The sequence below is a fragment of the Neobacillus dielmonensis genome (genome assembly GCF_000612665.1).
Lineage (GTDB): Bacteria > Bacillota > Bacilli > Bacillales > Cytobacillaceae > Neobacillus > Neobacillus dielmonensis.
In genome coordinates this window covers 1-24,617 of the sequence record NZ_HG942031.1, presented here as the reverse complement: position 1 = coordinate 24,617, position 24,617 = coordinate 1, and the positions used below count along the sequence as shown (strand labels likewise).

Annotated in this window: 20 protein-coding genes; 3 read left to right on the top strand and 17 right to left on the bottom strand. The window is 40.3% G+C overall.

Annotated elements, in window-relative coordinates; genetic code table 11:
- Nucleotides 1–71: 71 nt before the first annotated feature.
- The 15 genes from BN2425_RS03065 to cax all read right to left on the bottom strand — a co-directional run bounded on the left by BN2425_RS03065 (nucleotide 72) and on the right by cax (nucleotide 19,215).
- On the bottom strand, nucleotides 72–641 hold the full coding sequence (locus tag BN2425_RS03065) for an ECF-type riboflavin transporter substrate-binding protein (RefSeq protein WP_042454908.1): 570 nt from the start codon (nucleotides 639–641) through the stop codon (nucleotides 72–74).
- Nucleotides 642–672: 31 nt separating this feature from the next.
- Nucleotides 673–1,527: an SAM hydrolase/SAM-dependent halogenase family protein gene (locus BN2425_RS03060; protein WP_042454906.1), complete on the bottom strand. Its 855-nt coding sequence runs from the start codon at nucleotides 1,525–1,527 to the stop codon at nucleotides 673–675.
- A 493-nt stretch (nucleotides 1,528–2,020) separates the two neighbouring features.
- Nucleotides 2,021–3,577 carry an ATP-binding protein gene (locus BN2425_RS03055; protein WP_042454904.1) on the bottom strand — a complete coding sequence of 519 codons (1,557 nt, stop codon included), beginning with the start codon at nucleotides 3,575–3,577 and terminating at the stop codon, nucleotides 2,021–2,023.
- A 205-nt stretch (nucleotides 3,578–3,782) separates the two neighbouring features.
- A complete protein-coding gene (locus BN2425_RS03050; RefSeq protein WP_042454902.1) occupies nucleotides 3,783–5,228 on the bottom strand; it encodes an amino acid permease in 1,446 nt (481 codons plus the stop codon).
- A gap of 161 nt (nucleotides 5,229–5,389) precedes the next feature.
- Complete coding sequence (locus BN2425_RS03045; RefSeq protein ID WP_042454900.1) at nucleotides 5,390–6,061, bottom strand: YdeI/OmpD-associated family protein; 672 nt, start codon at nucleotides 6,059–6,061, stop codon at nucleotides 5,390–5,392.
- 81 nt (nucleotides 6,062–6,142) lie between these two features.
- Nucleotides 6,143–8,509: a polyprenyl synthetase family protein gene (locus BN2425_RS03040; RefSeq protein WP_042454897.1), complete on the bottom strand. Its 2,367-nt coding sequence runs from the start codon at nucleotides 8,507–8,509 to the stop codon at nucleotides 6,143–6,145.
- A gap of 326 nt (nucleotides 8,510–8,835) precedes the next feature.
- Nucleotides 8,836–9,789 carry a tRNA dihydrouridine synthase gene (locus tag BN2425_RS03035; RefSeq protein ID WP_042454895.1) on the bottom strand — a complete coding sequence of 318 codons (954 nt, stop codon included), beginning with the start codon at nucleotides 9,787–9,789 and terminating at the stop codon, nucleotides 8,836–8,838.
- 348 nt (nucleotides 9,790–10,137) lie between these two features.
- The gene (gene rlmD, locus BN2425_RS03030; protein ID WP_042454893.1) at nucleotides 10,138–11,520 is read right to left on the bottom strand and encodes a 23S rRNA (uracil(1939)-C(5))-methyltransferase RlmD; all 1,383 of its coding nucleotides are present in this window, start codon (nucleotides 11,518–11,520) and stop codon (nucleotides 10,138–10,140) included.
- A gap of 17 nt (nucleotides 11,521–11,537) precedes the next feature.
- Entirely contained in the window at nucleotides 11,538–12,398 is an 861-nt protein-coding gene (locus tag BN2425_RS03025) for a DNA-3-methyladenine glycosylase family protein (protein ID WP_042454891.1), read from the bottom strand.
- A gap of 78 nt (nucleotides 12,399–12,476) precedes the next feature.
- Nucleotides 12,477–13,241: a delta-lactam-biosynthetic de-N-acetylase gene (gene pdaA, locus BN2425_RS03020; RefSeq protein WP_042454889.1), complete on the bottom strand. Its 765-nt coding sequence runs from the start codon at nucleotides 13,239–13,241 to the stop codon at nucleotides 12,477–12,479.
- Between the two features lie 61 nt (nucleotides 13,242–13,302).
- The gene (locus BN2425_RS03015; RefSeq protein WP_042454887.1) at nucleotides 13,303–14,268 is read right to left on the bottom strand and encodes a nuclease-related domain-containing protein; all 966 of its coding nucleotides are present in this window, start codon (nucleotides 14,266–14,268) and stop codon (nucleotides 13,303–13,305) included.
- A gap of 581 nt (nucleotides 14,269–14,849) precedes the next feature.
- Nucleotides 14,850–16,397: a fumarate hydratase gene (locus BN2425_RS03010; protein ID WP_042454883.1), complete on the bottom strand. Its 1,548-nt coding sequence runs from the start codon at nucleotides 16,395–16,397 to the stop codon at nucleotides 14,850–14,852.
- A 161-nt stretch (nucleotides 16,398–16,558) separates the two neighbouring features.
- Nucleotides 16,559–16,759: an SE1561 family protein gene (locus BN2425_RS03005; RefSeq protein WP_042454882.1), complete on the bottom strand. Its 201-nt coding sequence runs from the start codon at nucleotides 16,757–16,759 to the stop codon at nucleotides 16,559–16,561.
- Nucleotides 16,760–16,897: 138 nt separating this feature from the next.
- Entirely contained in the window at nucleotides 16,898–17,713 is an 816-nt protein-coding gene (locus tag BN2425_RS03000; RefSeq protein WP_042454880.1) for a YfkD famly protein, read from the bottom strand.
- A gap of 443 nt (nucleotides 17,714–18,156) precedes the next feature.
- Nucleotides 18,157–19,215, bottom strand: coding sequence for a calcium/proton exchanger (cax, locus tag BN2425_RS02995; RefSeq protein ID WP_042454878.1), 1,059 nt, complete (start codon nucleotides 19,213–19,215; stop codon nucleotides 18,157–18,159).
- Nucleotides 19,216–19,413: 198 nt separating this feature from the next.
- Between cax and BN2425_RS02990 the strand changes: the two genes are divergently transcribed.
- Both BN2425_RS02990 and BN2425_RS02985 read left to right on the top strand, forming a co-directional pair.
- A complete protein-coding gene (locus BN2425_RS02990; RefSeq protein ID WP_042454876.1) occupies nucleotides 19,414–20,592 on the top strand; it encodes an MFS transporter in 1,179 nt (392 codons plus the stop codon).
- A gap of 169 nt (nucleotides 20,593–20,761) precedes the next feature.
- Nucleotides 20,762–22,675: a heavy metal translocating P-type ATPase gene (locus tag BN2425_RS02985; RefSeq protein ID WP_042454873.1), complete on the top strand. Its 1,914-nt coding sequence runs from the start codon at nucleotides 20,762–20,764 to the stop codon at nucleotides 22,673–22,675.
- A 235-nt stretch (nucleotides 22,676–22,910) separates the two neighbouring features.
- Here the strand turns inward: BN2425_RS02985 and BN2425_RS02980 are convergent, their stop codons facing one another.
- Both BN2425_RS02980 and BN2425_RS02975 read right to left on the bottom strand, forming a co-directional pair.
- Nucleotides 22,911–23,747, bottom strand: a complete 837-nt coding sequence (locus BN2425_RS02980; RefSeq protein WP_042454871.1) for a YihY/virulence factor BrkB family protein — start codon at nucleotides 23,745–23,747, stop codon at nucleotides 22,911–22,913.
- Between the two features lie 3 nt (nucleotides 23,748–23,750).
- The gene (locus BN2425_RS02975) at nucleotides 23,751–24,122 is read right to left on the bottom strand and encodes a hypothetical protein (protein WP_042454869.1); all 372 of its coding nucleotides are present in this window, start codon (nucleotides 24,120–24,122) and stop codon (nucleotides 23,751–23,753) included.
- Between the two features lie 232 nt (nucleotides 24,123–24,354).
- Here BN2425_RS02975 and BN2425_RS02970 point away from each other — a divergent pair, with 232 nt between their 5' ends.
- Nucleotides 24,355–24,579: a DUF1128 domain-containing protein gene (locus tag BN2425_RS02970; RefSeq protein ID WP_042454867.1), complete on the top strand. Its 225-nt coding sequence runs from the start codon at nucleotides 24,355–24,357 to the stop codon at nucleotides 24,577–24,579.
- Nucleotides 24,580–24,617 lie beyond the last annotated feature (38 nt).

Sequence of the window (24,617 nt, the reverse complement as noted above, 5' to 3'; positions counted from 1 at the left end):
TGAATTTCTGGTAAATGAAATGCGATTAATAAGTTCTGACTAATGCTGCCTATGCTTCGATATATATTCCTTTATAAGGTTTCTTCTTTATCAAGGCTGCCGGTCTTGCTTCTCGTTCTGGCATATGCGGCTAACAATAATGTTCCAATAACACCTACCGTAACCATATTGGATAATCCAGCAACTAACCCTTGAACGAAAACTTTGTTAGCTGGTTCACCATAAATGAGAATATCCAATGCCGGGGCAATAAGCATCCAGCCAAATGCTTGAACAATTACCTGTGAAACATTAAAGGATATAATTTGTTTTGCCCCAAATATCCCATCCTCGACCTTGATATTTCTTGCAGCAAAGCCAAGTAAAAACCCTACAAAGGCCGAAACGACCACCCAACTCCACCAAGGGGAACCGTAAAAAATGGCATCCTTTAACGCATGGCCGATGAACCCAATCAGCCCCCCTGCCACGGGACCGAATACAACTGCCATTAGGGCAAGAAATGCGTAAGAGGTCTCCACTGTGGTATTGGGAATTCCCGTTGGTATGGAGACAAATCTGCCTAAAATCACAAATACTGCGGTCCCAATTCCGATTGCCACAATGGTTTTGGTTGATAAACTTTTTGCCAATTCTCCCATCTCCTTTATTTTTAAGTTTTACTAACCTCAGTTAATAGTATTTTTTTTCCGCCTTCATCAATGTCATGGTCCAATTGGTCCCCGACCCGATATGATAGGCACTTGCAAAAGAACCCTGATTAATGGCAACCCCCAGATTATCCAAGGAATTCACATATACGAGCGGCTCTCCAACCAAGCTGTCTGCAAATGACTTTCCAAACGTCATCATGTTTTCATATACTTGGCGCGTACCATTTCCAATGCTTACTTTTAACCGGTCACCATATTGAATGCCTGCTTCTTTCAGTAAACTACGATGAATATTAGTCCATAAATTTCCAAACCGTACGTCTAGCACTTCGATGATACCGGTAATCCTCTTTTCTTTTAAACAAGCTATTGGCATCGGCAGTTTTACAACTGATTGAGGCTCTGATTCGGGTCCAACATTCTTGAAGGCAATGATGCCAGATGCAAGCCTGGCTCCGGTATAAGCATAGATATCGCGGCCATGAAAGGTATAGGATTCCCCTGAGTTTGGCAATCGATTGGTCTCCTCATCTAAAATTCTCGCTTCTGTTATTCCAACAAACCTGTACAAATGTGTTAAAGTTCCGTTATCAGGGGTAATGATATATTTCTGATTAGCAGTTTTAGCCACAATACTTCGACGCTCAGAACCAACACCTGGGTCCACTACAGATACAAAGACTGTACCTTCTGGCCAATACGAAATAGTCTGCAATAACCGGTACGAGGCCTCCCAAATATTGTACGGCGGAATATCATGGGTTAAGTCGAAGATACGTAGGTCTTTATTAACAGAATAGGCTACACCATACATGGCACTTACTGCCCCATCACTGATTCCAAAATCCGATTGCAATACTAATGCCTGGTTCATTCTATTCCTCCCTTTTCTATGATTATATATAAACTGATTACTTGTTCTTTAGAACATCAACCCCAATATATAATGAGTATAACAAACAGATTCTATTATTTGGTATAATTTCCTTAATAAAGCAAGTCTAGCTTTAAAATTTTCCAGAACAAAAAACATTGGCTAGATTGATCATTTCTACTTGATCGGAGTTCATCTGTGTAATTTAATTAACATTTCATCCTCCTCACAGAAAAATTCACCTTAATTACATAGAAAGGTAATATAAAGGACATCTATGTTGTTTGCCCTGTTGATTGGGGAGGAAGGCGCGAAGACTCCTGAGGGGAGTACGGAGCGGTGGAGGCTCACCGCAACGTCCTAAGATCCTCGAAGCACCTAGAGCGCACATCAACAGCCCCATTAAAAAGAGAAAAAAAAGACTGTCGGCAAACCCGACTTTTTTCGGATTTGTCGACAGTCTAACATTCGCTGGATATCTAGCAAATCAATTTTATGGTTGTTTTTTAAAGCCAACTTCAGTTAAGGCTAATTTTAATGTTCCTTTAAATTCGGCATGTGAGGTTAAGACAATCCCACGGACAATAAGACTTTTTACTAATTCTGCGCGCAATCCTGTTAAGATTGGCTTACACCCCATTAAGGAAATGCCTTCTATGACCTTGACTAAATCATTGGCTGCCTGTGTTTCTACGGATGCAACACCGGAAAGATCGATGATTAATGTATGTATATGATTGGTTTCGATTTCAGCCAGAGCCTTATCCTGTATAGTTGTGATCCGCCTGTCATCAATGGTTCCGATTAACGGCAGTATGCAAATTTCTTCATTTAATGGAATAATCGGGACGGACAGATGCTCAACTAGTTTATGTTGTTTTTCTAACAATTCGTCTTTAAATTTAGAATAGCTGATAAAGAAATAGGTAAGGAATTGATCCATTAAATCATTGATGTTCTTCTCCAATGAGAAAAAGCTCATTCTATCCGTCTCCGTTTTATTCAGCAAATCATACTGATAAAGAAAATTCCACATCGTCCGTCGGATTGCTTTGACCCACTCGAGCTTTAAAGCAAGGGTTAATGAATGCTTCGCCCAGGCAACACCCTCCTGTTTGGCAAATGAAATGAGGTCGTGCTCACGTCCCTCGACGATAAATAAGACAAGTTTATGGGCATTGTTTAGAAGATTGATATTACCGATACTTTGAATCTTATCAATTTGATCTTTGACATTGATTGCCTCATCAAGCAGCTTTTCTTCAAAAGCTTCTCTGTTACCTAAGAAGAAGTCTTTAATCGATGACTCTTCATCATATTCCAACGGCAATACTTTCACCCCATTTGGTTTCAACTGCCCCTGCAGAGGGAGCTTAATCATGAATTTAGTGCCTTGATTTTCTATGCTGTCTACCAATATTTTTCCGCCATGCTGATAGATAACTGAAAACACTTGTATTAATCCCATACCGGTTCCTGTTTCTTTCGTCGTAAAAAACGGAGTGCCAAGCATTGAAAGCTTTTCCTTCGGTATACCGACCCCAGTATCAATAATAGTAACAATGATCTCATCTTGTTCTAATTGATGGGTGAGTGTAAGGGTCCCTTTGCCGTCCATCGATTCTATTGCATTTTTGATAAGATTAAAGAATGCTTTTTTAAATTGATTTTTTTTTCCGATGATAGAAATATCCATATTTTTAAAGTCGGTTATAATATTAATGTCGTAGAGTTTATCCTGAAATAAATTTAAAATCGATTCCAATTCGACGGACAAATTAATCTTTTGGACCTCTTCATCCTCCAAATCAGGCTTCGAAACCTGAAGTAAGTTGTTTAATGTGACTAAAGCATTTTCTAATTCCGATTGAGCTATTTCCAAATATTCATTATTTTGCTCTTGCTGAAGCAGCTGTAAAAATCCCTTCACAGCTGTCAAAGGATTCTTTACCTCATGAGCAATTCCAGCCGCAATCTGGCCCACAGATGCCAGCTGACTTAAATGAGCATCACTTCCTGCTCCCGCTAATTGACTTTCTTCCACCTTCATTTATATAACTCCTTTCTGAAATAGTAACAAGTATAATTTGGAGTATTTTGATTATTTAGAGTAACTAAGTATAGTTTATCAAAAAAATAAAGTTTTCCTAGTAATAAGCAATATTTTGATTTGGGAAAGTTTTGAAAGATTTACCACTATACCTCTAAAAACCAAAAGAGCCCCCCAAGCAGAAAGGCTCCTTTTTTCATATCCATCAATCCGTTTTCTCTTTGTCCTCATCTGTTAGCTCGTTTGAGAACTCAGTTAGAAATCCCGGCTGGTAATTCTCCTTTTTCAATCCTTGATTAGCTGAGAAGTTAGTTTTAGTCTTTGTTTTTATGCGATAGCGCATAGCAAAATAAATCATAGAATAAACAAGGACCATAACAATGCCTGCGATCAGGCCCGTTCCTTGGCCTGGAATAAGTGGCATACAAATTAGGACAATAATCATACTTACCAATGCGATCCAAGATGTATAGGGGAATCCTGGCATTTGGCAAATTCCATCAGGCGGACAGCCATCCCTTTTGCGAAACCGGATATGGCTGGCCATAATGACGGCATAGGTGAAAATTAAAGCAAATCCGCCCGTACTAATGAGCACTAGGTACACTCTTGGAAACAAAAGTCCGAAGCCCAGCCCCGCCAACATCGCCACCCCGGAAAATAAAATCCCCCGGTATGGGACATCGCGCCTATCCTTCAGCCATTTCGGTGCATGGCCTTCGTCAGTAAGCGATCGAATCATTCTGCCAAGCCCGAAAATACATGCAAGCATGGCAGAAAGTATGGCAGAAATCAGCACCAAATTGATAGCGGCTCCTGCCCAGCCTATCCCCCATCTGGTGAGAGATGCCACCATCGGACTGACATTTTCATTTAGCGAAGCCGTAGGTATAAGCGGCATCAGCACTGCTGCATAGGCAATGTACAATCCCACAAGACAGAAAACCGTGTTTCGAATCGCCTTTGGAATCGTATCTTTTGGGTTTTTCGCCTCGGTAGCTGCCAAACCGATGATTTCAAAGCCTGCATAAGCGAAAATAACGAGGAGCATGCTGCCAGCAATGCCTGTTATCCCTCCCGGCATCAACGGCTCATTGGCCAACTCACCTGCTCCAATAGATGAAGTATTCGGGAGTACCCCAAAAATTAACGCTAGCGCCGTAAGGATAAAAAATATAATCGCAAAAATTTTTATACCTGAAAGAGCACTTGCCAGTTTTCCCACCTTATCGGCTCCCAATAGATTGAGAAGTGTGACACCAATAATAATCGCGCTCCCTAAGATTCCAATTGAAACGTGAGGAAACCACTTACGGATTAAAATGGAGATCGCTGTAGCCTCGCTTGACATGGATAAAATCGTTCCTGTCCAATAGAGCCAGCCCGTTATAAATCCCATTCCTGCGCCAAGTTCCCGGGAAGCAAAAATACTGAACGAACCAGCTGTGGGGTTAGCAACGGTCATTTCAGATAATGCATATAAGATAAAATACACTAGTATTCCCGCTAAAATATAGGAAATTAATATCGAAGGTCCTGCTGCGTTAATTGCCACCGAGGAGCCGAGGAAAAATGAACCTCCAATTACACTTCCCAGGGCCATCATAGTTAGATGCCAAGCAGACAGTCCTCCTTTTTGTTTGGTTTCCATTGTTTTCTTTTCTCCCATACCTATAATTTTCTTGCCACTTGCTATGGTTATTATTTACGCAAATGAAAAAAAGATTCTGATGAAAAAGTAAGTGACGGCACCAACGAAAAATAAAAACCCTTAAACATCAGTTTAAGGGCATTATCATTAAGGTTCTTGTATTATTTATTGTCTCTGTTATATAAATCCCGAGTCTTATAGCCTGCACCTAAAATCTTTTTCATCTCTTCACGCCGTTTAGCTTTAGTTGCTTCTTGTTTGGCACTGTATACATAACGTGCCCAATCCTTGCGATATCCTTCGGTGAGGGATTGGTAAAATGCAAGCAAGTTCGGTGAATCAGCTAAATCTTTTTCAACCTCCGGAATTAACTTAATATAATCATCAACGGATTGACTCGGTTTGGTGGATGGTTGTTTTTTGGTTTTAGGGTCTTCCTTTAGTCCAACAACCGTGAAAACATCGTCCAATCCAACCATTCGAGCAAATTTAATGTTGCTTGCCCCCACATAACCGTCCTCTTTTACACCTAAACTCGGGAACAAATCGTCACGGTGAATATAGCTTGAGTAAACTTTATTGCCTTTTTTCGGATAGGCTATATACAAATATCCGTTTTGACCGAGACTGTTATTGTCAATGACTTGGTTCACTAGAGATTTAAAGGAATCCAGGTCTAATACAAAGGCAAAGATTACATCATATGGTGAATTGACTAGTGCGGTATCATAACAATCTAGACCTGCCAGATAATCCGCACCTTTCGGCAAGTTTAATACTGCGGCTTTTTTATATTTTTGCAAATTGAGTTTTTCTACAATTGTTTTTGCCATCTTACCACCCATTTAATATTTTTCATTTCGCTATTTTATAGTTTAAAATTTCAATTGACGATTAGCAAACAATTCCTAGTATTAATGTTCACGGTTTATCATGTAGTGCATGAGTTGTTTTAAAAAGGTGGTATTCCGTGGTACTTCTTGAAGAGCTTCCACCGCAGAACAATAATGGTCCCACATGGCCTTCCGGGCATCCTCCTTACCTAGAATGGATACAAAGGTTGATTGGTTATTTTCAGCGTCCATACCAACAGGTTTCCCTAATAAGCTATGCTCCCCTTCTACGTCAAGCAGGTCATCTTTAATCTGAAAGGCGATTCCGGCATGTCGGGCGAATTTTTTTAAATCCTTCATTTCCGTTTCACTCGCTTGGGCAAGAATAGCAGGCATAACTAGTGATGCTTCGAATGCCAAGCCAGTTTTATAAAAGGACAATTCATCCAATTGTTCTAACGTCAATGGTTTCCCTTTAGATTCTAAATCCATCGTCTGCCCCATACAAATTTCACCAGTTACCCTTGCCGAATAGTGAATCAAGCGAAGAATGGATTGCGGCTCAAATCCGTAAATAGATGCTTGTTCTTCTGTAGCCTTTTGCATTAGAAAAAGCCCCGTTAGTTCAGCTATAGCCGAATTATATACTTGATGCAGTGTTGGACGCCCCCTGCGAAAGGGTGCATTATCCTGTGATGGCAAATCGTCGAAAATCAAAGATGCTGTATGCATATACTCCAATGATTTTAGTAAAGGGACAATGGCTGACTCATCTAAACCGTAACCCTTAACACCAATCACCCATGTAATAATCGGCCTTAGCCGCTTACCATTCCCCTTAAGACTATAATTAGCAGCCTCTATAATCGGCATATCGATTAATAGTGTTCCCTTGTTGGGAGGTACCGACAAGAAAGTGTTAATCTGATTCCGTAAAGTTTCAGCAGTCTCTATAAAATCTTCCTTTTCTTTCCGCTCATTTTTCAAAATCAAGATTATATGGTCCCGAAGCAGCTTATCAAAGAATTCAACATCCTCCGCTTTTCGCACCATCTGTTGAATCAAACGATTCAATCTAGGCACTCTTGAAGCAAACAGTCCCATTGCTTCGTTATAAGTTCTTGTTTCATGTCGTTCTTTAAACCTTTTTAATCCGTTTATGGCACGATCCAAGATAACCTCGGTAGCCTTAGAATCAGCATGATACACATTATGGATCAGATGGCAAATAACCGCCCAATATAATTCGAAGGGATTAATCAGGTCCGGCCGATTTTTATGATGCTGTATATAATAGGTGTATGGCGTAACCCTCCCTTCTTTTTGATCTTCAAACATATCGGCAAAGTCGTCAGCTAACTGATTATATATGCCATAATAAAAAGTGTGTCGGTAAACATTCTCATCCTCCGGAGCATTAATCACTGATCGGACAATTAAACGGGAAGACGATGATTTTAAGATAATGGGTATAAACAAGTCTTCATTGGAGTAATTTGCCTCTGATAGGTCCTTGTTGCGGTCCAATTCTTGTGACTGAAAAAATACAAAAGCATGCTCAAAAAACAACTTGCTAGTCTCTTCCCGCTGATTGGCCTTGATATATTCAAATGCCTCACAAAGTTCATGGTGAACAAATTGGATAAAATTTATATTTTTTCCGTCCCATTCCCCGAGCTTCTGAGCAGTTCCCGTAATAAGAGTATGACGAATCATATTCGAGTATTGTTTTTTCTCTGTTTCGGTTAACACATTGGCATCCAGTAGATCGTCAATGAATGGATAAGTCAGACCATAGGAATAACCTAACCGAATTGCTTTATCTAATCTCTCTGCTCGTTCCTCTTTCGAGATGCCTTCTTCGATTTCATCAAGAACATTCATTACTACGCCGCCAATGATTTTTATCAGTTTTCGAAGCGCATGTTCTGAATCCATTTCATCGGGAATATGTACTGCAACTTTCTTTAGCTTATCTAACAGCCAGATAATTGCGGTCTCTACTCCTTCCTTTTGCGACCACCTGTATAAAGCAGCAATACTAAACGGCTCTATTTGATTCTCACGATTGGCGATCAAATGTTTTTTTAAGCCGTCTACAGTAGAATTGATCTCCATCCAAATACCAGGGTTATCCAAAGCCTTTCCCAAGTCCCTCAAAAAGATATAAGAGATGCTACGCTCCAAATAGGAATCTAATTTACCAGAATAATCAAGCCACTGGATGTATTTTTGATAATTAGCTGAATTGGGGTTTCGTCTTTTAGGAAAAAATTTAGAAAAAGGATGATGAATATGGTTTTTCTTCCATACCTCTATATCATTTATTAACGTGGAGACATATTGTTTTTTCAAGACCAGATCATGAATCGCTTGGAAATAGGCCGCGGCTTTCTCCTCAGCGAGGCAATAACCTGCCTCCGCATGTTTACGTGACTCCTCATTCATACACATTACCTCTATTTAAAATTCTCTTTTTATATTGAATGTTAACATGGTCCATCGTATCAATTTTATTAGATAAAGAGTCTAAAAATCCGCATAATTTACAATTTTTTTTAAAAAAAATAACGAGATCTATTTACGGGAGGAAAAAGAGCTTTTTTATCTGGTAGAAGGGGCTAGGAGAGGACTGCCTTATGAAAAAGAAGACCTACTTATTAGAAATGGAAGCGCCTGCGCTAACCAAATCAGACCTAGAAATCGGAAATGTTTGTTTTCACGAATACTAGGCCTGAATCAGGGATGTTTATTTTAAGAAAAAGAAAGATACATCACTCAAAGTTATCAAGCAATTCACGCACTTCATCAGTTGACTCTGTGTTCATCAACTGATTTCTTAATTCACTTGCTCCTCGAAAACCTTTGACATAAATCTTAAAAAAGCGATGAAGAGCCTTGAACGGACGAAGTCCTAATTCAGAGTATTGATCATGGAGGTCCATATGGAGTCGTAAGAGATCAAGTAATTCCTTACAGCTATGGTCTTTAGGCTCTTTTTCAAAGGCAAATGGATTATGGAAAATACCACGCCCAATCATAACCCCATCAACACCATATTGGTCCGCGAGCTTCAAGCCGGTTTGACGGTCGGGGATATCCCCATTGATCGTCAAGAGGGTATCTGGTGCCACCTCGTCACGAAGTTTCTTAATCTCCGGGATCAGCTCCCAATGGGCATCTACTTTGCTCATTTCGTCTCTTGTACGCAGATGAATGGACAGGTTAGCAATGTCTTGTTGCAAGATGTGTGTCAGCCAGCCGCGCCATTCGGCTACTTCTGTAAAGCCAAGCCTAGTCTTGACACTAACGGGCAGACCTCCTGCTTTTGCTGCTTGTACTAAATCTGCGGCTACTTCAGGTCGACGGATCAGGCCGCTTCCCTTTCCATGCTGCGCCACATTAGGTACAGGACAGCCCATATTGATATCGATACCCTTAAATCCAAGTTCCGCCATTCCAATACTCATTTGTCGAAAGTTTTCAGGCTTATCCCCCCATATATGGGCCACCATTGGCTGTTCATCCTCTGTAAAAGTCAAACGCCCGCGCACACTTTGTTTTCCATCTGGGTGACAATAACTCTCACTGTTTGTAAACTCTGTAAAAAACACATCTGGTCTGGCTGCCTTACTCACGACATGACGGAAAACGACATCCGTCACTTCTTCCATTGGTGCCAGTATAAAAAACGGCTTTGGTAAATCAAGCCAAAAATTATCTTTCATATTCAATCACCTCATTATTGGACATCTGGTCAAGCACTTGTCCCCAAAAATAAAAAGCAAGGATTTCCCTGCTTCTTTTACACTTATACCATGCTTAAGCATTATTTATCCAAACTTAAATTTTTGATTCATTATACACTTTCATTTTAACAAATAAAAGATACAAAGAAAATTAGGGAAGTTGAGGTAATTTGAGACACAGGTATAGACCTATTCCAATTTTACACATTTTTCTATTTTTCATAAATATTGTATTATGAAATATCTAGAGAGCCAGGAAGTACAAAGGATGCATGAAACAGCCCTGTTTCTCAAAATCAGGGCTGGAATCAGCAAAGTATTTTAGGGTTACATTTTCAAAATTAGCTGGGTAATGCTTTCTACATGAGCTGTATGTGGAAACATGTCCACTGGCTGGATCGCTTTTATATCGTATTTCGTACTTAACGTTTGAATGTCCTTCGCAAGAGTGGAAGGATTGCAAGAAACATAAATCAGTTTTTCCGGTTTCACTTGAAGAATGGTCTGAATTAATTGGCGGTCAAGACCTGTTCTTGGCGGGTCAACTACGATGACATCCGGCTTCCAGCCTTTTTTGACCCACTTTGGCAGGACTTCTTCGGCTTTTCCGGGAACGTATTTCGTATTGGTGATGCCATGACGCTTGGCATTTTTCTTCGCATCTTCAATCGACTCAGGAATGATATCCATACCGCGCACTTCTGCCGCCTGATCTGCCAGCCATAGCCCGATAGTGCCGACACCACAGTAAGCATCAACTACTTTTTCTTTTCCCGTCAATCCCGCCGCTGCCTTCACTTCATTATAAAGCTTTACGGTTTGTACCGGATTTAATTGAAAGAATGTCCGGGCAGAAAGTTCAAATTGCAGGTCGCCAAGCGATTCTTGAATAAACTCTTCCCCTGCCAGTTTAACGGTTTCTTTGCCAAAGATTAAAGAGGTTTTTTCTCCGTTAATGTTTTGAACAATTGACTTCACATTCGGAAGCTTTTCTTGGATTCGGTCTATAAGCAAATCCTTTTTGGGCAGTTCTTTTGTTGCGGTAATAAGTACAACTTGAAGTTCACCCGATTCAACACCCACGCGAGTGACAATTGTTCGGACGATTCCTTTTCTTGTTTTCTCATTATAAATTGGGATGTTCAATTCATCGAGTACACTTTTAACCGCATTCACAGCTTCTGTTGTTTGTGAATGCTGGACAGCACAATGGTCGATGTCAATCAGCTGGTGCGAATTCATCCCGTATAAACCGGCAAGTACTTTTCCGTCTTTTTGCCCCACTTGAAAACTGCTCTTGTTGCGGTAGCCCCAAGGATTTTCCATCCCAATCGTTTCTCGGATCTCAAGCTTACCTACATTAAACTTGGTATGACGCTCCAATGCTTGAATGATGATATCCCGTTTTTCTTTTAACTGCTGGTCATATTTAAGATGTTGCAGCTGACATCCTCCGCATTGCTCATAAAACGGACATGGCGGCTGCACACGAAACGGAGAATTTTTCCTTATCTTTTTAATCTTAGCTTCGGCAAATTTAGGATTAATCTTGGTTGCTTCCACAACCACCTCTTCCCCAGGCAAGGCACCTGGCACGAACACTACCTGTCGTTTAAAGTAGCCGACACCTTCGCCATTGATACCGAGCCGTTTAATGGTCAGCGGGAAGGTTTGTTTTGGCTGGATTTTAATGCTTTGTTCCGTTTTCATATTGGTTCACTCCAAAATTATTCTATACTTCGCCATAAATATAACGAGGCATAACTTAAATAAGGCTCCCAGTCCTTTTTATAAAATTCCATTTGTTCTATTGTCGGTTTAGTTTCAAGGCGATAAAGGTTTTTAAGACCGTTTTGAATACCAATATCCGCAAGCGGGAATAGATTCGAACGCCCTAACCCAAACAGCAAGAAATTCTCTACAGTCCATCTGCCGACCCCGCGGATTTGGGTGAGCCGGTTGAAGATTTGTTCATCAGGAAGCTCTTTCAGCTCATATAAATCAAGCCCATTATCAACAATTTCTTTGGCGATGCTGATCATATATTCCGCTTTTCTGCTGCTTAACTGCAATTCACGAAGCTGCTCAACTGTTAGTTTGGCAACTGTATGAGGCTGCGGAAAAAACCAGACACCATCCTGTTCAAAGCCAAATTTCTTTACAAACCGGTCCGTTAGTTTGTAGGCAAATTTCATATTAATTTGCTGGTGGATAATGCATTTTAATAAGCTTCCAAATAAGTCAAAATCCAGGACAAGCGGGGTCCCGATAAACCGATGGAAGATGTCTCTTAGGTCCGTCTGTTGAAAGTGATTATGGATTTCTTTTAAAGGTTTGTCCCATTGAAAAATTTCTGAAACTCTCTTAATCACTTCTTGTTTGTTATTATTCCCAGTTAGAATAAAGGTCGGCTGCTCAATCGATCCAACTGCCTTAACGTGAACTACCTCAGGGTTCCCACCTACAATTACAGGAACCTTGATAGAGCGTTGGACTAAGTCCAACTGTTTAAGAGGATCTGGTGCATGCCGTTCCAATACACTGTCAAAATTATAAGGGCCTTCTATTTGCAAGGTTTCTTGCCACACGTAAGTTCCACCCTTTGGGTATTTTCTCCGTATTATAGCACGAAACCGGAAAAAACCGAATTTCCAAGGGAAATTCGGTTAGTTCTGTTTCATCAAGTGGTCAAGGCTTTTAAACGTATAGCCCCGCTTTTTCAAATCCTGAATGGCTTTTTCCAGGGCATCCGCATTGTCTTTTGATACCGAGTGCAACAGCAAAATGCAGCCCGGATGGATTTGCTTCATAATGTTATCATACGCGTAATGCCAGCCTCTTTGCTGATTGATATTCCAATCGACATACGCCAGAGACCAGAATATATGACTGTAGCCCTCTTCTTTAGCAATCTTGAGTGTCCGTTCGCTAAAAACACCACGCGGCGGACGCAAATATTTCATTTCTTTTTGGCCGGTTAACTCTTTTGTTTTGTCCTTGACTTTTTGCAGTTCTTCCCTGACCCTTTCGTCAGTTACTTGGGTAAAATCTGGATGATGCCAAGAATGGTTCCCTATGATATGGCCCTCTTTAACGATTCGTTTTGACAGTTCTGGCTCGGAATTTAAGAAATGCCCAGTTACAAAGAAAGTTGCTGGTACTTTTTCTTTTTTTAATACATCAAGGATTTTGGGTGTTTGTCCATTTTCATAGCCGGCATCGAAGGTCAGATATAAAGTTTTTGAATTGGGGTTTCCTTTGTATACGGCCCCGTATTTTTCAAGAAGTTGGTTATAGGCAGCTCCTGCATCAGGCGGCTGCTCATCTGCAGCTTTTTTGAAGCCCCAATTGATTGGCTGATTGGATACTGCATATGTAACGTTTGGAACCAACACCAGCAATATGGCAATGATGCTTAAGTATCTTTTCATGCTGTTCCCCCTGTATGTTTTTTTATATTGTTTGTTTTGGGAAAGAAAAGATAATTAGCAGTTAAAGGAAATCTTTAGGCTGGTAGTAGATGCGGCCTTTTGTAGCACCTGAATAAGGGAATTTTGTAAGTGATAGTATATAGCTTGTTGCTCTGGAGGATGCAAGAAGGAGAAACGCGCGAATCTCTGGATTGCTAAATGAGGACTTTATTAGTAGAAAGTAATCGGCAATCGCTTGTAAGTAGGCATCCTGTGAAACAAAATCACAAAAGGAACAGATCCAGTTGTTACGCTTATAACTCATAGGATATAAAAAGCAACGAGGGCATTGGACACCGGGGATGATTTCTGATGTTAACATGTTGAACTTAGATAATATGTCGACCTCTAATGGAGTATGCGACTTTAATAGCAACTTTTTTATTTGGTTTACCATTTTATTATCGATTTGATCACGATTGTAACGGTTATAGATAACTTCAATCTTCTCAATTAAGTTACTTGCTCGACAAACCTTTTTTTGTGCTTCCGTATAACTTGGGTTAATAGATAATTCTGTTGTTGATTTACTAATGACAACCAGTGATTCAATTGGGATTTGGGGAATCTTATGCTCTGCAAAAAAGTAATTTAACAAAAGTTTATGTCTATTTGCCTGGGAGATTGGATTTTCGTACACCAAACGTTTCTCTTGATATTCTTGAGTCATTTGATTTTGTTCAATAGTTAGCTTTCCTGAGTGATTTTTCCCATCAAGGAGGATAATGACTTTGGGAGATAGTAAAACAAAATCGAGCTGAAAGTAGCTATCGCCATAGGGGAGTCGCAAATCGTGGAAAATATGGAACCTTTGAGTGGGGATCTGCTTCAGGAAGTAATTTATCTTCTTTTCTCCATTACAACCAGACATTAGATTCTTAATAAATGGTGCCAGTTCTAATAAAACGGGATGACCTTTAGGCGTTCGTCTCTCAAGTGCTTCTGCTTTAGCTAGAATCGTGGGCATTTGAAATTTTTTAGCATACAAAGTGGATGCCTCCTTTCAAGATGATAGTTTATTTCTCCTTTTTGTTTGTGATTCCTTTATGTTTTTTGTGAAGCTTTTGTGACTAATGAAAAAATGAAGGGGAATTCTACAAATCAGTAGGGTTATTCTTCAAAAAATCAGCTTATTCTACAATATCAGCGCTGCATTCAACAAAAGTTGGATGCTATTTCCATGTGATGGCTAAATCTAAGGGGATTCTACAAATCAGGTGGACTATTCTTCAAAAGTTCAGCTTATTCTACAAAATCGGGAAGGAATTCTACAAAGATTGGATGCTATTTCCATGTAATAGCTAAATCTAAGGGGATTCTACAAATCAGGTGGACTATTCTTCAAAAGTTCAGCTTATTCTACAAAATCGGGAAGGAATTCTACAAAGATTGGATGCTATTTCCATGTGATGGCTAAATTTAAGGGGATTCTACAAATCAGGTGGACTATTCTTCAAAAGTTCAGCTTATTCTACAAAACCAACAAGGGATTCAACAAAAACTGGATACCATTTCCACCTCCCAGCCCAAAAAAATAGGTGCCTCATCCGAAGCACCTACCCATCATAATTATTTAAACACCGGCTCCTTAAACTGGACCAACTTTTCGAGTGATGACTTATCTACATCTGCGTGCAGACTGTTGCCGTGTGAATCCATGGTTACAACCGCCTTGAAGCCTTCAACACGCAGGTGCCACATGGCTTCTGGAATACCAAACTGCATTAAGTCGACCCCTTCTACAGACTTGATGCAATCTGCATAATACTGAGCTGCGCCGCCGATCGCGTTCAGATATACGCCACCATGCTCCTTCAATGCAGCCAGCGTTTTCGGTCCCATTCCGCCTTTACCAATGACCGCGCGGATACCGAACTTCTTCATAATATCCCCTTGATAAGGCTCCTCGCGGATACTGGTCGTCGGGCCAGCTGCTTTTACTTGCCAGTTTCCATCCTCATCCTTCGACATAACCGGTCCGCAGTGATAAATCACTTGGCCATTCAAATCCACCGGAGAATCATGATCACTTAAATATTTATGGATGGCATCGCGGCCAGTGTACATCATTCCATTGATTTGCACCACATCGCCAACCTTTAAAGAACGAATCTGCTCTTCAGTGATTGGAGCCTCTAACGTAACAACATCCTCAGAGGAACCCGCAGCCGCAGTTTCTTTTTCAGCTTCAGTCTGAGCAAAATCAATAAACTCCCCATCTTGGTAAGCCCACTCTTTAATTTCGCCTGTCTCGGCATCCACACTTACCCCCATCCGGCGAAATGCCCAGCAGTTATAGGCGACTGATACGTAGAAGCTGGCCGGAATCCGGTGCATAACTCCGATTTTACAACCAAGCAGAGTAGCCTCTCCCCCGAAGCCCATGGTGCCGATGCCCAATTTGTTGGCATTTTCCATGACATACTCTTCCAACTTGCGCAAATCTTCGTTAGGGTTTACGTCCTCCACCGAGCGGAATAATTGCTCTTTCGCTAAATCATAACCGGAAGAGCGGTCACCGCCAATGCCGACACCGATAAACCCTGCGCTGCAGCCCTGTCCCTGTGCCTGATAAACCGAATGCATGATACATTTACGGATTCCGTCAAGGTCCCGTCCCGCACGTCCAAGTCCTTCTAATTCACATGGCAGGCTGTATTGAATATTTTTATTTTCACAGCCGCCTCCTTTTAAAATCAGGCGGACATCAATATAATCCTTTTCCCATTGATCGAATTTAAACACCGGCAAACCTTCCCCTAGGTTGTCTCCGCTGTTTTTCCCCGTTAGAGAATCGACTGCGTTTGGACGCAGTTTTGCATCTTTGGTAGCCTGTACAATGGCATTTTTTATCGCAGCCTTTAATTCAAGCTGGTTGACACCAACTGGTGTTTTAATTTTAAAAGTTGGCAGACCCGTATCTTGGCAAATTGGTGAAACCTGATCATCAGCCATCTTGATGTTATTGGTAATGGTAGCAAGGCTCATGGCTGCCCTTGTGCCTGCGTTCTCTTTTTCTTTCGCAGCCTTTACAGCCCGGCGGACATCTTTAGGAAGCTTTGTTGATGTTTCCACAATCAGCTGGTACATGCTCTCTTGAAATTTCTCTATATTCACTTTCGAGTTCCCCTTTCCCTTTGTCCCTGATGTATCATTTTTAAAAAATTTCAACTTTTTGACGATTCCATTATACTCCGATACGAATCAGAATAAAAGGATAAGGTTGCAATCGATTACATGAAGAAAGCAAACAAATAAAGGAAAAATAAAAAAGCCTGCTATTTTACAGGCTCTGTCACGTCACGGTTCGTGAATTCACGGCATTTTGATTCCAATTCATCAATAATGCTAATCAGACGGTCAATATCATCTAAGTCCGTCGTTTCTGGTTCAATGGCATCTAGAACATCAAGAAACATATTCAAACGCTGCTTTAAAAAGGTTACCTGTGAGTTTTTATCCTTTGCTGGGCTTCCCATTTGAGGTCCCTCCTTCCCCTTCTTTATCCATACTACCCGAAAAAGAAAGTACAATCCAACGTTTGGATGCGAAAAACTCCCACGACTCATTGCGCAGGAGTGAATAAAAGAGTTCCTTTCATCGGTGCAAATATCAGTTTACCTTGGACGTTCCGATGCAACGAAGCCGAAAGAAGCATAATCCTGAACGGGAATCCACGCACCAATTCCTTGAGAGGTCACATTTTTGATGACAATAAATTTCCGGCTGCCTTTAAGCATCAAATAAACTTCACCGTAGGTCACTTTTCCTTTTTCATTAACGGCAGGAGCATAGGCGTAAAGATAGCCCAGGCGGTTTGCTGGGATGTTATAAATATGGTCGTTTTTCGTTCCAGCGCCAATGATGGTTTCAAAGGCAAGCGGCAGCTGCGTTTTTTCCATGGCTTTTAATAACATCATCTTTTTCACATCTTCAGCATTCGCAATTTTGGATGTTAAGCCGCCACGGACAACCTTTTGTGATTCCTGTACATACTTAATCTGGTAAGGGGCATTTCCACCCCGATTGTCAAAATAATTAGTATTGATTTTTTGATATTCCCAATTCGGCGAAGTCTCAGATGATTCATAGTTAAGAGGCCATTGTCCTAGATAAATAATGGCACGGTAGCCGACTGCAAATGGGGTACTGTTGATACTTGATTCATTAAGCATCCTGACTAAATCAGGATTCTCAATTTTGACCTTAGAAGAATTAATCAGCTTTTTGGTCAAGTCGCTTGGCTGCAGCAAAGGTAAATCCTGTGTTGAATTTGGATACGTATTCTCCTTTGAGATATTGCGAACCGATGCAGGAATCATATATTTAACCGGTTCTTTTTTCACGGGCACGGGGGCCTTCTCAGCTAGAGCGATGGGAATGAAAGTAGCCATTAAGCAAATGGCCATAATGACAGAAACTATTTTTTTCACTGAGTTTTACTCCTTTCACTAACTAACATCGATACTCTGCTGTTAGTTTTTTCGGAGTTGATAAATATTATCCCTGTCTTACCCAACCGGTAAGATTTATTTTTCTAAGACTGCTCCCTTCCACTCGGTATAAAAGTAACACAACTGTAATAATCAGAAGATTTACAAAATTAAATTAATAATTTATAATAGTCTTAACCTTTTCACAAAGGAGGGCAGCAATCAATCAGCTAATCATTTTTGATACCTGATAAGGAGGTTGAGAGACGCTTCTTTATGCATTCAACACTCGTGTTTCTAATTTTATACAAAACATGAAGGTTGGTGATTGATGGTCCTAGGAATAGCGATTGATTATTTCCCAAGCGAAAACTTACTTAAGAATGGATTCATTAAAAAAGACTCTAGGCCTTTTTGAGGCTTTAGAGTCTTTGTTTTTGAAGTTAGAGTAAAAAGAACCCGATTCCCATAATAATATAGGCAGCAAGCAAGGTTAAACCTTCAAACCAGTTGGTTTCCCCGTCATTAGAGATGATTACCATGAGGAGTACAGAAGAAACCATGGCTATCAATTCCTGCCAAGTAAATAGCAGCGGCATCGATGTTTCGAAAAATAAGGATATCAGCACTAAAACAGGTGCAACGAACATTGCAATTTGCAATGTCGACCCTATTGCAATTTCAACAGCGACGTCCATTTTATTCTTAATAGCCATCATCACCGCTGAAGCGTGCTCTGCCGCATTACCGACAATCGCAACGATAATAATACCGATAAATAGCTCCGTCCAGCCAAAAGATTCAGCGACAAACTCAAACGTATGCACAAGGTTCTCTGAAATATAGGCAACAGCGAGGGTAGCCAGCAATAATACGAGTATTGCTTTACCTTTTCCCCATTCAGGTTCTTCTTCATGTTGGGTTCCCTCATGCGTATCAGTTTGATAAACCCCGCGGTGCGTAACTAATTTGAAGAGGAGCGCAGCTAAATATAGAACAATTAACGTAATCGCTACACCTATGCTTAAAGTGAGTGTTTTTGTTTCACTCATATTCATAGAAAATACCTCTGGAATAACAAAGGCCACAATAATAGCAAACATGAGCAGTCCTGAATTATGCCGTGCATCAAACACATTAAATTTTTGGCGTTTAAATTTTAGCCCGCCCACAAAAAACGATAATCCTGCCACCAAGAGTAAATTTCCTAACACCGATCCGGTCAAAGAGGCTAGCACGACTCCTACCAAACCAGCCTGTAATGAAAATATGGAAATAATGAGTTCCACAGCATTTCCAAACGTTGCATTTAATAACCCTCCGACTCGTGGTCCAGCCACAATGGCAAGGCTTTCTGTTGCTCTTCCCATAAAACTTGATAAGGCAACAATCGTCAAACAGTAAATAATAAACATAAGAATACTTGGCCAGTGCATTAACGACCCAATAACAGATACGGGAACCCCGATCAATGTTAACACCATAAAAATTTTGTTTGCCACTTTTTTCTCTCCTATTCTGAACAGATAGCATATTTCAAATCTGAGTAAGTTCCTTTTTATTCTATGAAAGTTGAGATTCTCCTATAAGCAAAAAGAGTATCATTTACCTCCCACCCAATGCAAGATTTTTCTTGCAAATCCAACAAATTCTATATACGATTCTCATTGGACGGAATACTTAATTAAAGGAACATTCATATGATAAATAATACATTTCGATTTTGGATTCTTGTTAGTATCGTAGCCTTATCTGGTTTTTCTCAAGGCATGCTGCTGCCACTAATTGCCGTGATATTTGAGCAGGATGGGGTATCATCCTCTTTAAATGGATTAAATGCAACAGCACTTTATATTGGTACGATCGTCATCGCACCATTTTTAGAAAGGCCGCTTCAAAAGTATGGCTATAAGCCGATCATTATAGTTGGCGGGGGAATGGTAATTGCCTCCATTGGCATGTTCCCTCTTTGGAAGTCATTTTGGTTTTGGTTTATCTTGAGACTGTTGATTGGTATTGGCGACAATGCCCTTCATTTTGCTACTCAAACCTGGATCACAAACACCTCTCCTGTTGCCAAGAGAGGACGGAATATCTCACTCTATGGTTTATTTTTCGGAATTGGTTTTGCTGTCGGTCCATTAATGACACCTCTTGTAAATATAAATGAAACATTGCCGTTCATTCTGTCTTCCATATTATGTCTTGTAGGATGGCTGTTTGTATTTTTCTTACAAAACGAACTCCCTGAGCAAATGGGAAGTGGCCATTCATTATTAGCCACATTAAGCCACTTTGGAAGAGCCTTAAAATATGCCTGGATTGCCTTCTTGCCACCCTTTGTCTATGGCTTTTTGGAATCATCTTTAAATAGCAGTTTCCCTGTTTATGCACTCCGAATGGATTTTAATGTTTCTAATGTTTCATACATACTGTCGGCATTTGCCATAGGCAGTATCATTACCCAACTCCCTCTCGGTATGCTAGGTGATTTGTATGGTAGGAGAAAATTACTCATTGTCTTGCTATTGATTGGCTTTTGCAGCTTTTCTGTAGCTGGGTTTATGGAACATCAGTTTATTATTCTTTTTTCAGCCTTCCTGGTTTCAGGAATGGCAGTTGGCTCTACATTCTCATTGGGTATTAGTTATATGGCTGATTTAGTTACCAAGGAATTACTGGCTGCCGGAAATTTATTATGCGGCATCTTTTATAGTGTTGGCAGCCTTACTGGCCCTATAATTGGGGGCTTGTTCATAAAACACTTTCAAAATGCTAGTTATTTTTCCATAATCAGCACTCTCCTCTTTACTGTAGCAATAGTAATTTTTTGCTTTGAGAAAAAGACCTACCTCATAACAGAACATGAAAATATTTAATCTTTTACTTAAAGATATCTTTCAAACCCTGAATATGATAAACTAATTATTAAATAGTAATAATTTTAAATCCCAACACTGCTGTCATTATAATATGACAGCTTTCGTGTTTTTTAGAGGTAATGATTTTGATTATTTTTCTCAATTAGATGTAAGGGGAGAGAATAAAATGAGTACCGAAGCAAAGGTATTGACTAAGGATATCCAAAAACAAAGCTGGTTGGAAAAAATCAAACCATATGGTGAAATAATCGCGGCCGGACTGAGCGGTGTATTGATATTAGCAGGCTGGTTGTTTGAGAAAAATGACCTGGGAGTGGACTCGATTATCGCCTATTTGCTGGCTTTTATCATTGGCGGATTTGCCAAAGCTAAAGAAGGCATTGAGGCAACTTACGAAAATAAGGAATTAAATGTAGAAATGCTAATGATTTTTGCTGCGATAGGGTCTGCAATCATTGGCTATTGGACAGAAGGTGCTATCCTCATCTTTATCTTTGCTGTTAGTGGTGCATTGGAAACCTACACCATGAATAAAAGCCATAAGGAGATTTCTTCGTTAATGGATTTACAGCCAGAAGAGGCCTTGCTGCTCATTGATCAGCATGAAGAACGGGTACCCATCTCGCAACTAAAAGTTGGCGACCTAATTTTAATTAAACCAGGTGAACGGGTCCCAGCAGATGGAAAGATAACCAAGGGCCAAACCAATATTGATGAAGCAGCGATTACCGGTGAATCAATTCCCGTGACGAAAGGAATTGAAGCTGAGGTATTTGCAGGAACCGTTAATATGACAGGTGCGATAACGGTGGAGATAACAAAAGAATCAAGTGAAACTTTATTTCAGAAAATTATTCAGCTTGTTCAGTCCGCACAAAGTGAAAAGTCACCCTCTCAGCTTTTTATTGAAAAATTTGAGGGGACTTATGTCAAAGTAGTTCTGTTTGTTGTCGTGGCCATGTTTTTCCTACCTCACTTTCTCTTGGGCTGGGATTGGCACGAATCCTTTTACAGGGCGATGATTTTGTTGGTAGTGGCCTCACCCTGCGCCTTGGTAGCCTCTATCATGCCTGCCACCCTTTCTGCCATTTCCAATGGGGCTAAGCATGGGATATTAGTTAAAGGCGGTGTACATTTGGAGAATTTAAGTAATGTTGGAGCCATTGCTTTTGATAAAACCGGAACGCTCACAAAAGGGAAACCCGAGGTTACTCAAGTTATTGTCATACCTGAACTGAACCAAGAGGAGTTTGTCTGGAAAGCCGCCTCCATTGAAAGCCAGTCCAATCATCCGCTGGCTCAAGCCATTGTTCAATATGCCAAAACGACCCTCAAAAATGACCTGGTGCAGCCTGATCGTCTTGAGGACTTGCCTGGTTGGGGCATCAAAGCAAACATCACCAATGAACAATGGAGAATAGGTAAAGCAGCATTTGTTGGGATAGAGAAGGTATCCCAATTTGCGGATGGTAAAGCCAACGAACTAGCCAGTCAAGGGAATACACTGGTATTCGTAGAACGAAATGCTGAGATTATCGGAATGATTGCCTTAAAGGACGTGGTTAGAAAAGAAACGAGTTCTGCTATTAGCCATTTGAAAAACCAAGGAATTCAAACCATCATGCTGACAGGGGACAGCGAGAATACAGCTCAAGCGATCGCTGCTGAAAGTCATGTTGACCAATATTTTGCCGAGTGTTTACCGGAGACCAAAGTGAAACACCTTAAGGAGCTCAAAAAGAAATATAAGACCGTGGCCATGGTAGGGGATGGCATTAACGATGCTCCTGCCCTAGCCATTGCTAACGTGGGAATTGCCATGGGAGAGGGCACAGATGTTGCACTAGAGACAGCCGACATTGTGTTAATGAAGAATGATCTGCCTAGAATTTCTGAAGCAATCAAGCTATCAAACCGGATGAACAGAATTATTAAACAAAACATTGTTTTTTCCATATCCGTCATCGCCATTCTCATCTGTTCCAACTTTTTTCAATCGATTGATCTGCCCTTTGGTGTTATTGGGCACGAGGGCAGCACCATTTTAGTCATTTTAAACAGCCTTAGACTCTTAAAATAAACGACCACAAGTAAAGCCCGGAACTTGAAAATCCGGGCTTTTTTTCCGTTATTTAGTGATAACTGTTGGAGCCATTTTGTGAGCCTGAAGTTTTATTTCCCTTGGCTCCTTTACCTTTTTGTTTGGTTCCGCCACCTTTTTTGTAAAGAAATAGCAATGTACTTACCTCCCTTTATTAATTACTGCTCCCCTTTTGTAGTTTAAGCACAGTAGTCTCTTATGACTAAGGTAAGTATTAACAGTTAGACCGGTTCTTTTCGCTATAAAAAGCATTTATTTCCCCGCCCAAAATAATAATAAAAGCGGAAATATAAAACCAGATCATCAACACAATAATTGTCCCAATACTTCCGTATGTAATTGAATAGTTACTAAAATGGTCGATATAATAGGACAAACCATAAGAAGAGACAATCCAGCCAATGACCGCAATGGCAGCGCCTGGAATTGCACTCCGGCATTTGAGTCTGACATTAGGCGCAATCCAATACAGTCCTGTGAAAATTAGAAATATAATGATTGAACTTACTGCCACACTTAAAGTTTTCCATACCCTTAAAAATTCATCTTTATAGCCTAATTGTGCAGATATGATCAAACCAATCTCCCTGCCAAACATTGGAACAATAATAGCAATAATAAGTACAAGAATCATTCCAAAGGTAAGCAGGACCGACATGCCCCTTGCAACGATAAATGAGCGGCTTTCTTTTACATTGTAGGCACGGTTAAACGCCTTAACAATAGCATTAATCCCATTGGATGCCGACCAAACGGTGCCAATAATCCCAAACGAAAGGAGTCCGCCACTTTGATGCTCCATCGCTTCCGATATCGTTTTCTCAATTAAGGTCATGGCATCGGCTGGGGCAAATTCTCGAACCATTCCAAGCAGATCCTGATGGGGAATTGGGATATATGGGATAATCGTAAACACAACAATCATTAACGGAAATAGTGAAAGAAGAAAATAATAGGCTAATTGCGCGCTTAACCCTGGCAGATCATCTTCTGTAATACGGTGCCATAGGAGCCGGAATAAATTCGACCGTAGATCTCCTTTATTTTTCATTTATCACCTCTCCTTAGTATAATCTTTTTCTTCAAACAATTCGAGGTCCTCTTCACCCAGTTTTGTTACGGTATCCTTCACCTCTTTAACACTTTCTGTTACCTTTGGTGTCAATTCGCGCAGTTCATCGACTTTCTCAATGATATATGCTACATCCTCACTAACCTGCTCTACGGTGTTTTTCACTCTGAGAGCTGTTCCCTTGATAGAATCTGTGACTTCACCAGGGTTTCGCACAATATAGGAAATTTTCCCGGACACTTTTTTCACATTTTCTGTCATAACAGTACGGGTGTGCTGGTCAAACAGGCTGACCGCTCCACCAGCAAGAGCCCCCAGCAGCATTCCCTTCCAGAATTGATTTTTCCTTGTCATATTAACCTCTCCTCACTATAGGTGAAATATAATCAACTATAAAAATTAATATTAAAATCTTCTTGCTGTTTTTATCATGTATAATAAAGTTAAGACCAACGATTCCCTCACATTTATTTTGCTTTATTAATGGCCGCGACGCAAGTTTAGTGCCACATTTATCCAAGTCGTGTGGAAAGCAAATTTTATTAAGAAAAGTTGGGATTATAAATACATAAAAAGGGTGATGAAATTGGATTTAACAGAAAAGTCCGTGGCTAACGTGGAGTTTATGATAGAAAAAATTAAAGAAAAGCTAAGGGTGCTAAACTTGGGTGCCATAAAACCTTCCCATTTCGATGAAGAAATGTATGAGGAATTAAAAGAAATCTATGAAATGGTACAAAGAAAAGCCTCATTTAGTCCAAGTGAGATGCAGGCTTTAGCAGAAGAACTTGGAAATTTACGAAAAAAATAAAACAGATCATTTTCGATCTGTCAGGCTGTCGAAAAACC

Excerpts from the sequence above, each read along its gene's own strand:
- BN2425_RS03065 (WP_042454908.1), bottom strand. The coding sequence starts at position 641 with ATGGGAGAATTGGCAAAAAGTTTATCAACCAAAACCATTGTGGCAATC.
- BN2425_RS03060 (WP_042454906.1), bottom strand. The coding sequence starts at position 1,527 with ATGAACCAGGCATTAGTATTGCAATCGGATTTTGGAATCAGTGATGGG.
- BN2425_RS03055 (WP_042454904.1), bottom strand. The coding sequence starts at position 3,577 with ATGAAGGTGGAAGAAAGTCAATTAGCGGGAGCAGGAAGTGATGCTCAT.
- BN2425_RS03050 (WP_042454902.1), bottom strand. The coding sequence starts at position 5,228 with ATGGAAACCAAACAAAAAGGAGGACTGTCTGCTTGGCATCTAACTATG.
- BN2425_RS03045 (WP_042454900.1), bottom strand. The coding sequence starts at position 6,061 with ATGGCAAAAACAATTGTAGAAAAACTCAATTTGCAAAAATATAAAAAA.
- BN2425_RS03040 (WP_042454897.1), bottom strand. The coding sequence starts at position 8,509 with ATGAATGAGGAGTCACGTAAACATGCGGAGGCAGGTTATTGCCTCGCT.
- BN2425_RS03035 (WP_042454895.1), bottom strand. The coding sequence starts at position 9,789 with ATGAAAGATAATTTTTGGCTTGATTTACCAAAGCCGTTTTTTATACTG.
- rlmD (WP_042454893.1), bottom strand. The coding sequence starts at position 11,520 with ATGAAAACGGAACAAAGCATTAAAATCCAGCCAAAACAAACCTTCCCG.
- pdaA (WP_042454889.1), bottom strand. The coding sequence starts at position 13,241 with ATGAAAAGATACTTAAGCATCATTGCCATATTGCTGGTGTTGGTTCCA.
- BN2425_RS03005 (WP_042454882.1), bottom strand. The coding sequence starts at position 16,759 with ATGGGAAGCCCAGCAAAGGATAAAAACTCACAGGTAACCTTTTTAAAG.
- BN2425_RS02990 (WP_042454876.1), top strand. The coding sequence starts at position 19,414 with ATGATAAATAATACATTTCGATTTTGGATTCTTGTTAGTATCGTAGCC.
- BN2425_RS02985 (WP_042454873.1), top strand. The coding sequence starts at position 20,762 with ATGAGTACCGAAGCAAAGGTATTGACTAAGGATATCCAAAAACAAAGC.
- BN2425_RS02980 (WP_042454871.1), bottom strand. The coding sequence starts at position 23,747 with ATGAAAAATAAAGGAGATCTACGGTCGAATTTATTCCGGCTCCTATGG.
- BN2425_RS02975 (WP_042454869.1), bottom strand. The coding sequence starts at position 24,122 with ATGACAAGGAAAAATCAATTCTGGAAGGGAATGCTGCTGGGGGCTCTT.